General features: G+C 57.9%; 14 protein-coding genes and 2 pseudogenes. 11 read left to right on the forward strand and 5 right to left on the reverse strand.

The annotated features are described in order from the left end of the window. The first annotated feature begins 29 nt into the window (after positions 1 to 29). The 8 genes and pseudogenes from JMJ16_RS09250 to JMJ16_RS09280 all read left to right on the forward strand — a co-directional run bounded on the left by JMJ16_RS09250 (position 30) and on the right by JMJ16_RS09280 (position 6821). Positions 30 to 845 carry an alpha/beta hydrolase gene (locus JMJ16_RS09250; RefSeq protein WP_201380560.1) on the forward strand — a complete coding sequence of 272 codons (816 nt, stop codon included), beginning with the start codon at positions 30 to 32 and terminating at the stop codon, positions 843 to 845. Further along, positions 785 to 913, forward strand: a complete 129-nt coding sequence (locus tag JMJ16_RS56870) for an alpha/beta hydrolase (RefSeq protein WP_374228994.1) — start codon at positions 785 to 787, stop codon at positions 911 to 913. Before JMJ16_RS09250 ends, JMJ16_RS56870 begins: the two co-directional genes overlap by 61 nt. A gap of 151 nt (positions 914 to 1064) precedes the next feature. Continuing rightward, positions 1065 to 1922 (forward strand): NAD(P)H-binding protein, encoded by an 858-nt coding sequence (locus tag JMJ16_RS09255; RefSeq protein WP_201380562.1) that lies wholly within the window; start codon positions 1065 to 1067, stop codon positions 1920 to 1922. A gap of 169 nt (positions 1923 to 2091) precedes the next feature. Further along, the gene (locus tag JMJ16_RS09260; RefSeq protein ID WP_201380564.1) at positions 2092 to 3072 is read left to right on the forward strand and encodes a hypothetical protein; all 981 of its coding nucleotides are present in this window, start codon (positions 2092 to 2094) and stop codon (positions 3070 to 3072) included. Positions 3073 to 3309: 237 nt separating this feature from the next. Then, on the forward strand, positions 3310 to 3819 hold the full coding sequence (locus tag JMJ16_RS09265; RefSeq protein WP_201380566.1) for a dihydrofolate reductase family protein: 510 nt from the start codon (positions 3310 to 3312) through the stop codon (positions 3817 to 3819). A gap of 158 nt (positions 3820 to 3977) precedes the next feature. Beyond that, positions 3978 to 4427 (forward strand): nitroreductase family deazaflavin-dependent oxidoreductase, encoded by a 450-nt coding sequence (locus tag JMJ16_RS09270; RefSeq protein ID WP_201380576.1) that lies wholly within the window; start codon positions 3978 to 3980, stop codon positions 4425 to 4427. A gap of 329 nt (positions 4428 to 4756) precedes the next feature. After that, positions 4757 to 6084 (forward strand): annotated as a pseudogene (locus JMJ16_RS09275) (MFS transporter); the annotation flags it as partial. A 164-nt stretch (positions 6085 to 6248) separates the two neighbouring features. Continuing rightward, a complete protein-coding gene (locus JMJ16_RS09280; protein WP_201380578.1) occupies positions 6249 to 6821 on the forward strand; it encodes a site-specific integrase in 573 nt (190 codons plus the stop codon). Positions 6822 to 6874: 53 nt separating this feature from the next. Here the strand turns inward: JMJ16_RS09280 and JMJ16_RS56875 are convergent. Continuing rightward, positions 6875 to 7099, reverse strand: a pseudogene (locus JMJ16_RS56875) (IS6 family transposase); the annotation flags it as partial. Between JMJ16_RS56875 and JMJ16_RS09285 the strand changes: the two are divergent. Continuing rightward, the gene (locus JMJ16_RS09285) at positions 7046 to 7276 is read left to right on the forward strand and encodes a hypothetical protein (RefSeq protein ID WP_201380580.1); all 231 of its coding nucleotides are present in this window, start codon (positions 7046 to 7048) and stop codon (positions 7274 to 7276) included. The pseudogene JMJ16_RS56875 and the gene JMJ16_RS09285 sit on opposite strands and share 54 nt — an antisense overlap. A gap of 240 nt (positions 7277 to 7516) precedes the next feature. On the opposite strand, the gene JMJ16_RS09290 is transcribed toward JMJ16_RS09285, so the two are convergent. Beyond that, a complete protein-coding gene (locus JMJ16_RS09290) occupies positions 7517 to 9322 on the reverse strand; it encodes an ABC transporter ATP-binding protein (RefSeq protein WP_201380582.1) in 1806 nt (601 codons plus the stop codon). A 94-nt stretch (positions 9323 to 9416) separates the two neighbouring features. Then, on the reverse strand, positions 9417 to 10466 hold the full coding sequence (locus JMJ16_RS09295; RefSeq protein WP_201380584.1) for an ABC transporter ATP-binding protein: 1050 nt from the start codon (positions 10464 to 10466) through the stop codon (positions 9417 to 9419). Between JMJ16_RS09295 and JMJ16_RS09300 the strand changes: the two genes are divergently transcribed. Further along, a complete protein-coding gene (locus tag JMJ16_RS09300; protein ID WP_201380586.1) occupies positions 10455 to 10730 on the forward strand; it encodes a hypothetical protein in 276 nt (91 codons plus the stop codon). The two genes, JMJ16_RS09295 and JMJ16_RS09300, sit on opposite strands and share 12 nt — an antisense overlap. Here JMJ16_RS09300 and JMJ16_RS09305 read toward each other — a convergent pair. Beyond that, positions 10709 to 11167, reverse strand: a complete 459-nt coding sequence (locus tag JMJ16_RS09305) for a hypothetical protein (protein ID WP_236601325.1) — start codon at positions 11165 to 11167, stop codon at positions 10709 to 10711. The genes JMJ16_RS09300 and JMJ16_RS09305 overlap by 22 nt on opposite strands. 257 nt (positions 11168 to 11424) lie before the next feature. On the opposite strand from JMJ16_RS09305, the gene JMJ16_RS09310 reads away from it, so the two are divergent. Further along, a complete protein-coding gene (locus JMJ16_RS09310; RefSeq protein WP_201380589.1) occupies positions 11425 to 12561 on the forward strand; it encodes an ISAs1 family transposase in 1137 nt (378 codons plus the stop codon). Here JMJ16_RS09310 and JMJ16_RS09315 read toward each other — a convergent pair. Beyond that, a complete protein-coding gene (locus JMJ16_RS09315; RefSeq protein WP_201380591.1) occupies positions 12558 to 12920 on the reverse strand; it encodes a hypothetical protein in 363 nt (120 codons plus the stop codon). The two genes, JMJ16_RS09310 and JMJ16_RS09315, sit on opposite strands and share 4 nt — an antisense overlap. Positions 12921 to 13226 lie beyond the last annotated feature (306 nt).

Below are 13226 nucleotides of genomic sequence, written 5' to 3' on the forward strand. Positions count from 1 at the left end.
CATTTTTGCCTATTGAAAAGGAAGATACGATGACGACCAGACACCTTGTTGACCCTGAACTTTTGCCCACACTTGATCATATTCCTGATGTACAATTTACCACAGAGTCCCTGGGGCAAATCCGCACCATGATGAAGCAGAACAGGCAGCCTGTGAGCAGCCCTGAGTTTGCCGGCATTGCTGTGAGCGAGCGCTTCGTCCCCGGTCCGATCGGGGCACCTGAGGTACGAGTGCTGGTGTACCTGCCGACCACTGTGCAGGGGCCACTGCCCGCGTTGCTCTGGACCCACGGAGGCGGGTACGTCATGGGCGCGCCTGAGCAGGAAGATCTCCTGGTTAAGACCATGGTGTCAGCCGCTGGGTGTGCTGCCGTCTCCGTGGACTACCGTCTGGCTCCTGAGACGCCCCATCCTGGGCCGGTTGAGGATTCTTATGCGGCCTTGAAGTGGCTGTACACCCATGCCAGCGACATAGGCGTCGATCCGACTCGCGTCGCCATTGGCGGTGGCAGCGCGGGAGCCGGGCTAGCTGCTGCCCTTGGCCTGCTGACCCGTGATCGCGGGGAAATTCCTCTGGTGTTCCAGCTCCTGCTCTTTCCCATGCTCGATGACTGCACCGTCACCACGGCTGATCCCCATCCCTATACTGGCGAATTTCTCTGGACAGCCCAGGCGAATCAGTTCGGCTGGACAGCACTGCTGGGGGACAGCCGGGTTCGCCTGGCATTTCTCCCTATGCGGCTGCCGCCCGTGCAGAGAACCTGGCAGGACTTCCACCCGCCTTCATCTGCGTGGCTTCCCTGGATCTGCTCCTGGAAGAAGATATGGAATATGCCCGGCGTCTGATGCGAGCGGGCGTGCCAACGGAACTGCACGTCTATCCTGGTACCTACCATGGCTTCGTGTTGGCATAGGTGGCGCAGGCAGGTATGAGAGATCTCTTAGCAGCCTTGAAACGGGCGCTTGTGGGCTGAGACGAACACCTCCGGGCTTGCCTCGCGCTTCGGGAAGAAAAAGGCGATGCCGGATGCGTGTTTCCTATGAAAGGATAAGAAGGAACTTCCCATGATCTTCATTACTGGAGCGACGGGAAACGTCGGACGTGAAGTTGTCAATCTGCTGCTCGCTTCCGGCGAGGAGGTTGTTGCAGTCACCCGCCATCCCGCCACCGCCGCGCTGCCCGATAGTGCTGTGGTGGTGGAAGGCGACCCCACTCGCCCACAGATGCTGGCAAAGGCTTTGCGCGGCGTCGAGGCGGTTTTTATCAGCCCGCGAGCCCTTGGGGATGCCACTGCTGGCGCCGCCACTGTTGAACCGCTGAAGCTGGCCGCTGAGCAGGGTGTGCAGCGCGTGGTGGTGTTATCGGCTGTGACCGTCGAGTACGGCGTCGGGTATCAGCACTTCGCTGACGCTTTCAAGGCGGTCGAGGATGCAGCCCGTGCTTCTGGCTTACAGTGGACCATCCTGCGCTGCTCGGACTTTGCCTCCAACGCCCTGGTCTGGGCACCTCAGATCCGCGCGGCTGGTGTGGTGCGCGGCGTCTACGGTGACGCGGCAACCTTGACCATCCACGAACGGGACATCGCCGCAGTCAGTGCCCGGGCGTTAGTAGACGCCGCGCATACCGCGCGCACCTACGTGCTCACCGGCCCGCAGTCCCTCACTCAGCGCGAGAAGGCTCGCCTGATCGGCGAGGCCATCGGCCGCGAGGTGCTCTGGGTGGAGGTGGCCCCTGAGCAGCTTCGCCAGGCCATGCTCTCTCAGGGGGTGCCCGAGGATGTCCCTGACAGGATCATCGGCTATTGGGCCGACCACGTCGGATGGCAGGAACCGTCTTCACCTACCCTGGAGCAGCTTCTAGGCCGCCCCGCGCTCACCTTCGCCCAATGGGCAGTCGAGCACGCCGCCACCTTTCGGAACTGATAAGAATTCCATCGTACCAAAAGTTTGGCTATTAGTCAGTCCAGTTTGATTTTGGGGAAAATCTTCTTGGACCCTACACCAAAATCAAATTGGACTGACCAATAGATACTTGTATCAATTGCTCCCGCTCTATCTGCGGTAGGCACAATTTTCTCAAAGGAGTATAGTCATGTCATTCTCACAACGACTCATCCATACTGGATCGCGCAGTCGCGCGTGGATACGTATAGCACTGCTTTTCGGCTTGGTCGCCCTTTTCGCGGTAGCAGGCGGCACATCCTACGGGCTCACCCGGGCCTCCGCCTCGCCCGCCCCGAGCGTGCAGAAATACCTCGGCTACTGGAACTACGATCAGCCCAACCTGACGACCTTAAACAACGTTGGCGTGCTGGCCTGTCCAGACGGTGGAGGCCAGTGCGGCTCCCAACTTCCTCTGCCATTGAAGATCCCCCAGGTCGGCTGGGTGCTGTTTTCAGAAGGTCCGAACGGCACTATCAACGGACACACCGACCAGGGATGCACCTGGAATTTCCGGGTCACTGCTACTGATCTTGAACTCTCCTCGACTACCCAGCAGTGCTTTAACCCCGCCGTCGGCTCTGTAGGCAACATCATCAAATGGTCGGTCACAGTGGAGGGCAATAAGGAACACGAGGAGATCGTTGCCATCAGTCATCAGCCCAATGGCGTCGATCTCATCGCTCCGATGAAATCCGGCTCCCGCACCAGAGTCAACGGTGTCGGTGGAACCGAGTCCTTCTCACGCTTCCTCGACAAGTTTAGCTACGACCCAGCGGACTTCCATACCCTGACGAACGTGGTCGCTACGGACCAAGGCACCGCCTTCCCTGAACAGGGGATCGTCCAGTTCACCAAAAAGGATCGCAGCACCATCCTGGCCCATACCCCAGATGGCTGCAACTGGACATTCGCCGTTCGGGGCAACACCGCCGAACTCGATCCGGCCACACAGACATGCCATCAGGCCAGTGGTGATATCTCATTCCACTACTGGGCGATAGTGACCGACGATGGCGAACATATGAATGCCTTTAGGGCGGGAACCACCACGCTCAACGGTCAGCAGCCGATGAACACCTTCCTCTTCATCGGTGCGCTGACACGATCGAGCCAGGCTGGGAAAGCATAATTGCATCGGAAGGTGGTTCCGCTCAAAGAAATATTACCTACCGCTGTTCTAGCAAACTGCGAGGAAGCTGTTGCAGTTTGCCAGAACAGCAAGGAGTCGGCTCGTGAAGGCGCATGGATGATTTAGGGGTATGTTTGTGTTCAAACAGCTTTTTCGACCAGGCATAATCCAGGCGGTACGCGCTTTCACTCGCCTGGCATGATGTCTTGACTGACTGTAGAGAGAAAGAGAAATACTATGAAGACTATTCTTTGGGGTACATTGGTAGCCAATGGGAACTTTGCGCAAATCGGCGCAGACAAGCCGTCCCATAAGGAGGCATTCGGCGATTTCCTGGCACGCGCCCAGGCTACGGGGAATTTTATCGTTGGGCGGAAAACGTTTGAGGAGTTGGCGACCAGCGGCGGGGGCAGTATGGGTGAAATAGACATCGTCGTCGTCTCTCAGACGATCAAAGAAATCCCTGGCGTGAAGCTGGTACGTTCACCACAAGAAGCGCTCACCTATCTGCAGGCCAAAGGATATACCACTACACTCCTGGCGGGTGGTGCCGCTCTGCACAATGCCTTTTTAGGTCAGGGACTTGTGGATGAGCTGATCTTCAATGTGGTCCCGGCGTTGGAGGGAAAGGGGCTCAACCTTTTGCTCGATCAGGATCGCTATCAGTATCAAGAGGTTAAGTTGTTAGGTTTTCAGTCCCTGGGCAACGACATCGTTCAGTTGCACTACGCGGTCAATCATGCCTAACGTTTTGCACTAAGCAAGCGCTATCCCCGAGCATGGAGGCGCGGCCCCGCAATCGGTGGCTTCGCCTTCATGTTCGTGCGTGACTGGTTCGCCGCATGGGTGAGCACCCTTCTTCGTCGCTCCTGGTGCTTGCTGCAATAAAGAAAGAAAACATATATATGGTAAATAAACAACAGATTCTGCGCTTTGCGCGAATAGGAAATAGAGTGATAACAGCGTTACTGCGTGCAGGTATCAAGCTCAACGGCTTAGGCTATCCCATGTACCTGCTGACGGTGCTAGGGAGAAAAAGTGGTCTGCCACGCACGACACCAATTGTTGTGCTTATGAGTCAGAATGAGTACTATCTGGGGTCGCCCTATGGAATGGTGGACTGGGTACGCAATCTGCGGGCCGCCGGAGAAGCCACGCTGACGCGCGGACGACGCACGGAAACGTTCACGGCCAGGGAACTGTCTCCCAAAGAAGCGGCACCGGTGCTCAAAGAAGCCTTCAAGAAGGACAATCCCTTTGTCCGCACCTATGGGGTGACTCCTCAATCTTCACTGGAGGAATTTGAGCGGGCCGCTCTGACCCACCCGTTTTTTCACTTGCAGCGAGTCTCATAACCATGGAACCATTCGAGCCCTCTCGCCCCTCCCTCTTTTCGGAAGCGAGGAGGATGGCTGGATGCGGTGGCAGGCGAGGTGGAGTCGATGGCAGAAGGGCCGCTGATGGTCGCGTGGAAGCGCTCCACGGAGTGGCTCACGAGCAATCGGGAGAGACGATGAACGTACAGGAAATGCAGACGCCCCGTACCGGCGTTCAGGTTGAAGAGAGGCACGCTCCCACTAGTTCCGAACGCGCCAGTCCGTCCAAGTGGGCGATTCTGGCCCTCGTCGCGGTGGGCGTGTTCATGGCGAACCTTGATTCGAGTATTGTCAATATCAGCTTACCCTCCATTGCGGCTGCCTTTGGGGTTGCGCTGGGCGGCGCAGTCGAATGGGTGGTGATTGCCTACCTGGTCGCCATCGCATCGGTCTTGCTGACCGCTGGTCGCCTGGCCGATATGTTCGGGCACAAAACAGTCTGGCTGGCCGGGCTGCTGGTGTTCACGGTCAGTTCGGCACTCTGCGGGGCGGCTCCGACCTTGCCCATGTTGATTGTCGCGCGCGGTCTGCAAGGCCTGGGGGAGCGCTGCTGATGTCTGTCGGCCCCGCCCTGTTGACCAGCGCGTTCCCGGCGCAGGAACGTGGACGCGCGCTTGGGCTCAATGCCGTGTTTGTCGCGCTGGGGGTCAGCATCGGACCAACGCTGGGCGGCGTGATCCTTGCGGCCTGGAGCTGGCACGGGATCTTCTATGTCAATCTACCTCTGGGTCTGATCGGTATCGTCGCGACGGTGCGCGTCTTGCCCGGATGGACGGTTCGTCAGGCGGGCGCCTTCGATCCTTTCGGCGCGCTGGTGCTGGCTCTGGGGATGGCGGGTCTGACGGCGGGGCTCTCGTTTGGACAGGCGCTGGGGTGGTCCTCGGTACCCATCCTGGGGATGCTGACCGCTGGCGTACTGGCGCTGCTCGTGCTGCCGCTGATCGAGAGGCGGGTGCGTTCTCCCATCATGGTGCTGAGCCTGCTGCGACATCGGGTCTTCTCATCAGCCCTGGTGAGCCTGCTCTTGAGTTACCTGGCGCTGTTCGCAGTGAGCTTCTTGATGCCGTTCTATCTGGAACAACTGCGCCACTTCTCGACGGCTCAAGCGGGGCTGCTGCTGACGCCCGTCCCACTTACGCTGGCCGTCGTGGCGCCGCTCAGCGGCGTGCTGGCCGATCGTTTTGGCTCACGCTGGCTGGCTGCGGGAGGGTTGACACTGGCCTGTAGCGGACTGGTCCTGCTGAGCCAGTTGGATGCGCGGAGTTCGCCGGGAGATATCGTCTGGCGGCTGGTGCTGACGGGAATAGGGCAGGCGCTCTTTCAATCGCCCAATAACAGCGCGTTGCTGGGGGCAGCACCCGATGAGCAGCGGGGCAGTGCATCGGGCCTGCTGGCGATCGGGCGTATTCTGGGGCAGAGTCTGAGTATCGCGCTGGCGGGAGCGCTGTTCGCGAGTCTGGGCGGCTCGACGGCAGGGCAGCTTCTGGCGACTAAGACGTACGTAGCACAAACTGCTCATCTGGAGCAGGTCTTTACCGGCAGCTTCCATACGACGTTCCTGGTCTGCGCGGGGATCGCGGCGCTTGGTATTCTGGCCTCGCTGGTCCGCAGCCCAGGTGAGCGCAAACACACCTGAACTGTCTCCATTGTCATGAGGAATGCAGAAAAGCAAACTGAGCCGAAAAGAGGGATTATCGGCACAGTTTCCCCCACTTGTGGTATATTATCGGCAGAGTTGCGGGTGCTATCTCACCAAAAACTCAGCCGATAATGTAACTGCGCCAATAACAAGGAGACATCATGTGGAACGAGATTGCTGCTTGGCAGGAGACATTGAAAGAGCGCCCAGATCTCTCTACGAAAACCACTGCTTTATATACGCAGGATGCTCGTCGCTTTGCTACATGGTTGCAACAGGAACACTCTGGCCTCAAAGCCACTGAGGCGACGCCGACAGATGCCAAAACGCATCGAGACCACTTGCTTGCTAAACGCTATGCTCCCACGACGATCAATCGGGCGCTGATTAGCCTCATGCTCTTCTTCGATACGATTGAAGGAACCAATCCTTTTCGTCATCTAACCATGATTGACATCGTGGAACCGGCTCCCGTTGCTTTGTCTAAGACCGAATGGAATGCGGTTCGCCGTTGTGCAGAAACCGCAGCTCGGCGCGATCATGGCCTGGCCCTGGCGCTCTCCACCCTCTTTCGCTATGCAGGCCCGCGCGTCTCAGAAGTCGCAGCCCTCCAGACCCCCGATGTGCAAATCTCCGTGCGGCGCGGGCTCCTGGTCATCCGGCGAGGCAAGGGACTCAAGCATCGCGAGATCCCGCTGGTCCAGGAAGCACGCGAACGGTTCTGTCAGAATTGAGAACGTGGAGACTTACAAAAAGCGGTTAAAGCTCCTCAACCATAATCTGCTGGCTATGAGGCCGTTCTCATGCGCTGCTGCAGGACCGCAAGTCTTTCACAAAATACCTGTCTTTGTTCTATGAGTGACATTGCCTTCCCGATGGTGTAACGAGGGCGCAGATAGTTGCGTAATTCATCGAAGGCAGAGCAGAAGCGAGCTGCGGAGGCAAAGTTTCCAAAGCTATGCATCGGATAATAGCGTTGCTTGACCCCTCGATGATCTTGCTCCAAGCGATCTCACGGGTCGGCATGGCTCAGGTGCTCATCCCCTCTCTCTTCCTCCTCTTCCATCTGCTGCCTGTCGTCACCGAAACGGGTGAGCCGATTGTACCACATTTTCCACGTGCTGATCCAGGGGGCATTCCACAGGATTCACGAAAGAAACAGGCGAGAATCGATAGTTGCACCTCTTGAGAAGAAAGGCGAGAGGGCGATGCACGTTGCATCGCCCTCTCGCTGTCCATGTGATAATTGACTGTCCGATCTTTGAGGACAATTCTGTGTCGTCGTGGCTCATCCGGTAAAACGTCTCTCGCAAACTCCGCAGAATTTTGTCATTGACACAGGTCCCTACCTGCCCTCGGAAACCAGACGCCTTCGATTCTGCCGATGGTACCTTCAACGGGTCCTCTTTGTTGGGGAGACGTATTTTGCTCATGTGTTCATCCTTTCGCTGTAGGCCCTGGCCTGGATTCCGTACAACTCTGCATAGCGGCCTCCTCGTGGGAGCAGTTCCTGGTGGGTCCCCGTTTCCACAACCTGCCCGCGATCCAATACGATGATCTGGTCAGCCTCTGCGACCGAAGAGAATCTGTGCGACACCACGATGGTGGCGGCCCCCGTCGTCCTGGCCAGCACGCGGGCTCTCTTCATGTAATGCAGGAAGACATTGTGCTCGCTGGGAGCATCCAGGGAGGCCGTGGGTTCGTCCAGGACCAGGAGCAGAGGATCGTTGCGCATTGACGCGCGCCCTAAGGCCGTGAGTTGCCATTGGCCCTCGGAGAGATCGATTCCGCCCAGCTCACGCCCAAGCGGAGTGTTCAGGCCATCAGGGAGCCTGGACACGAGTTCTGTAGCGTTCGCGGCAAGGACCGCTTCCCTGATCGCCTCGGGTTCCTCCCGTCGTGGCAGGTCGCCTAGTCCGATGGTATCGCCGAAGGCAATGTGATAGCGACCGAAATCCTGGAAGGCTGCAGTGGTGCGAACGCGCCATGCGGACGGGGCCAGCGAGGCGATATCTGTGCCATCGACGAGAATGCGCCCCTCGTCCGGCGTATGGAGCTTGAAGAGCATCTTCACCAGGGTGGTCTTCCCCGACCCGTACTCGCCGACAATCGCCGTGACCGAGCTTGCTGGCAGGCTCATGCAGACATGGTCGAGGGCCGCCGTCTCCGATCCAGGATAGATGAACGAGAGATTCTCCACAACAATGCCAGAGACGAGCTTGCCAGGGGTCATCGCCTCGCATGTGGAAGAGGTTCGGTTGTGTGCGGCGTAGTCTTGCAACCACAGGTACGGTTCCGTCACGCGGGTTGATCCAGCAGCGTCTGTTACGCTTTTAACGATAGCTTGCATGCTCTGCTGCAACGATGAGGCAATCGTGACGATCAGCACCAGATCCCCCACAGTACCTCGGCCCTGAGTGACCTGATAGGCAACGACTGTCAAGCCGCTCGTGAAACCAATTGTGAAGACGAGCCAGCCTGCCAGCTTCCACACGGCGGCAGAAAGGCGTGCGAGGAAGCGGCGGTTGGTCACGGAGTTCCAGGCGTCCGTCTGAAGCTGCCCCACTGGTTCGCCATTTCCTGAAACACGAATTTCTTTGCCGCTGTCGGCCTGCACCAACAAGTCGAAGAGTTGCTGCTGCAAGCGGTAGTCCTCAGCAGTTGCGACTTCGGCCTCGGCGACCAGACGCTGACCACGCTGGTTCGTCCAGATCGGGACGAACGACAAGGCGATGAGGACAAGGAGCCAGGGACTGACCGACCCCAACAGGAGAATGGTCACGAGGAGCTTGATTGCTCCTGCCATGATGGAAATGGCATTCCAGGCGCCTCTCATCAAGGTGACAGAGGAACCACGCACCACAGTAACGCGGTCAAGGTACTCTGGTCGCTCGAGATGATCGAGCGTGTCGATCCCGGCGATGTCGGCATGAATTCGTGGGTTGAGTTCGAGTCGTCCCACGCGGTCGGTGACGGTGCCAATCAGATTGTACTGCATGTCCTGCAAGACCATCGTCAGCGCGAAGGCAACCGCTGTTCCGGCTGCTATCCACAGTGCGAGAGTAGCCTGTTGCGGACGGGTCAGGTCCACCACAGCTCTCAGGCCAATGGCATAGGCGGCAACCGCAATGATGTCGCTGAAGATCACAGCCAGGGACCCAGCCGTCATCCCCGGAGCACTCTTCCAGGAGAGGGCGAACAGATCAAGCCAGAATGCAACGTATCTTTTTCTCATACCCACTCCCCTTCTTCAATGCGGTCGTCATACCCCTGTGCGAAGCGCCTGGCCTGGATGGAGAACATTGCCTGATACCGTCCTTGCATGGCCATCAATTCGTCGTGCGTTCCCGATTCAACGATCCGCCCGTCTGCGAGCAACACAATGCGGTCGGCATCGCGGACGGTGGCGAGCCGGTGTGAGATGAGGATTCGCCCCACTCTACCCCGCAGAGCACCGAGGCGCCCGAACACTTCAGCCTCTGTACGCACGTCCAGATGAGCGGTGGATTCGTCGAGCACGAGCAGACCTGCACCTTCATGCACGCGGTGCAGCGCCCGAGCCAGGGCAACCTGCTGCCATTGCCCCCGGAGAGGTCGACACCACCTGCGCGAGACCGAGTTAGGGGAGTGCTCCACCCCTTCGGGAGACGGTCAATCACGTTTGCAATGCCGGAACGAGCGGTCGTGGGATTGAGGAATGACGCTGCGGTTTGGTCTCCATTGAAGGTCACGTTTTCGCGTGCCGACAACGGGTAGTGGATGAAGTCCTGGAAGATGACAGCGACCCTGGCTCGCCACTCGGCCAGGTCGAGTTGTGAAAGGTCCTGGCCGTCGATGAGAATGCGTCCCGATGTTGGAGCATATAAGCCAGTCAGGAGCTTCATCATCGTCGACTTGCCAGACCCGTTCAACCCAACCAGAGCCAGCGATTCACCAGCAGAAATGTCTAACGTCAGGTGATCAAGAATCATCTGGTTCGACTGGGGATAGTGGAAGGTGACCTCGTCGAAGACAATGCTGGGTGGGTGGCAGGCCGGATGCTGATGTATCGCGGTGACAGACCGGGAAAGAACCACTCCAGAGGGCGACGATTGCAGGATGTTGCGCAGCCGTTCCATCTTATCCAGGATGGCCGCACCAGCGACAATGTTGCGACTGGTGGCGCTTGGTGCGAGATTGAGGTAGACGGCAGCGCCCGCTGAGAGCACCACGATCTGGATGGCGAGGGGAGTCGTCCCGCTGAGAACCCCGAGTGTAACGGCCACGTATGCCGGGATCAGGCCAATCACCACCAACAGCAGCTGGCTCCACTCATCGATGAGGATGTGATTAATGTAGCGCCAGAAGGGCGCGTTGGCGGCGGCAATGTGCTCCTGCATCCGGTTCACCATCCACCGGGTCAGCCCGAACACTCTTGTCTCCTTCCCCGGTCCGGACGAGACGGTGGCCTTGCGCCAGACATCCGCGTAGAGTTCGCCTGCCGCTGCCTTTTGCCAAAGGCGTGTGACGATACCTTCCTGACGATCGCGCAACATGCTGTTGACGGTTGCCGGCAGGATGACCACGAACGGCAACCACCAGGAGTAGCGAGCCAGGACGATGCCGGAGAAGACAATGCTGATCAGGGAAGTGAGCCAGCGTAGTAGTGCTGCAGCACCCTGCCCAGGGGACTCTCGAAGCCGTACCGCGGATCGACCTCCACCTCGCGGATCATGACTTGAACACTGGATTGCTCCAGAACCTCGATGGTGGGCACTGCAGCAATCATCTGGCTCAGCCTTGCCCGGTGTGCGCCATCGATCCGGTTCACGAGCAGGTACTCCATAGGCTGAATGATGGCCTCAGCTAGTTGACCAAGGGCCAGCACCCCCGCAAAGAAGGCTAATGGCAAGAGCATGGCGGACAAGACGAGGCTTTTGAGCCCTTCGACGCGGGAGACGATTGCGCCTAAAACAACAGCAAGTGCGGGTGGGACCAGGGCATTGGCGAGGAGCGCGATGAGGAGACTGGATGTGAGAACCAGTCCAGCCCGGTGGAGTGCCCTCGCCAAGCGCATCCTGCTCTCCCAGAGCGTTGTCATCGTTTTCATGCCTCCTCTCACTTCCATGCGTCTGCACCTTCACCTTTCCCTCGATACACAGCCGTTTGAGTGACGGTCTTCATGCTTCTGGCCTTCTTTCGCGATCTCGTCAGCACTGTGCTTCTCTGAAGCACAGTGCTGACTTGTCAAGAGAGGCTCGCCCCCTGCCAGGGCAATCGCATCTAAATAAGCTCAGCAACAATAAAGGAAAGGAAGAGGAGGTGATAAAATAAGCCAAAAAAGCGGGAGGCTATGAGATGGAGGAGAATGGCCGACGAGATCTTGAACGTCTGTTTGCGCAAGTAGAAGACCCTCGGGTGGAGCGAACCAAACTGCATCGATTACGGGATATCATCATCCTGGCGATCTGTGGAGTCTTATGTGGAGCAGAAGGCTGGGTTGAGATCGAGGAATTTGGGAACGCCAAAAAGGCCTTTTTTACGGATTTGCTCGACTTGCCCAATGGGATCCCGTCTCACGATACGTTCGGGCGTGTGTTTGCGCTCATTGATCCCAAACAGTTTGAAGCCAGCTTCATCCGATGGGTGCAAGGGATCAGCCAAACAGTCAACGGAGTGATCGCGATTGATGGCAAAACGCTGCGCCGCTCGCATGATCAGGCAGGAGGCAAAAAAGCGCTGCATCTGGTCAGTGCCTGGGCGGTCGAAAATCGTCTGGTGTTGGCTCAACTCGCGACGGAAGGGAAGTCCAACGAGATTACCGCCATCCCGCTGCTCTTAGAGCAACTGGCGCTCAAAGGCTGCATTGTGACCATTGATGCGATGGGGACGCAAACGAAGATTGCCGAGCGGATTATTGAGCAAGACGGTGACTACGCCCTGGCTCTCAAAGACAATCACGGGAACCTCTTTGACGAGGTGAAAGCGACGTTTGCTCTCGCGGAAAAAGACGGCTTTGCCAGCCCGTACTGGGAGTTGGATCGACAGGTGGAGAAAGGTCACGGTCGATTGGAAATTCGCGAACAGTGGACCCTGAGTGATCCGGAAATCCTGGCGTATCTCGACCCGCAACACCAGTGGAAAGGCTTGCGAGGCATTGGGGTCGTTCGGGCGCAACGGCGCATGGAACAGAAGACCACAAAAGAAACGCGCTACTTCTTGCTCAGTTTTTCGTCAGTCAACACCTTTGCCACTGCGGTCAGAAGCCACTGGGGCATTGAAAACAGCCTGCATTGGGTCCTCGATATCGCCTTTCGGGAAGATGAATCGCGCGTCAGGCTCGGTCATGCCGACGAAAATCTCGCGGTACTCCGCCATATCAGCTTGAATTTGTTGCGTCAGGAACGCTCTTCCCGTGTTGGCATCCATGCCAAACGTCTCAAATCCGGATGGGACAATCAGTATCTTTTGCGCGTTCTGGATGGGGTTAACTAGATGCGATTGCCCTGGTCAAGAAAGACCAAACGGAAGTCTGCTCGCTTTCGCGCGGGATCATGTTGTCTCTCGACGTCATCCCTATCCACCTCATTACAGGCGGCTTTCGCTTTCTCCGTTTTCCTTTGCCCGCATTCCCATAGGCCGTCCTTGCGGTTGGCTGTCCCTTTCGGGAGGACTACGGGTTTACCACGTTCCGTATGCATACCCGGATCGAGTAGGTTCTGCCTCTGCGCCGGTGGATACAGCGTCTGCGCCAGGGTAAAGGGGCACACCCTGGACCGATCCACACTGCCTTTTGGCTCAAGCCTGTCAGCATCTTTGGCTTGTTTTCGGTGACGACGTTTTGGGCAGTTCACATCTGTTAACCATACGATCCAACCCTAGTTCCCGACCGCTTTGATGCTAGCAGTCGTAGTGAACTCCTCGCGGGTTCACTACCGCTTTTGCAAGCGAGGCATCCATTGTCCCAAGAGCTTCACACCGCCGGATTACTCCAACCGCATGTCTTGGTAGGGTACTGGGGGCAGAACCCCAGGTGAGATCTTGTTCATTCAAATCTCACAGCTATTCATACAGCTTCGTGTCGCACGTCCCTTCCCGAACCCAGCGGGCCACTTTCATGGCACTGTAGCTCTCCAGAACGAGTCTCTTTGAGTGGAGAT

The sequence above is a fragment of the Ktedonobacter sp. SOSP1-52 genome (assembly GCF_016587395.1).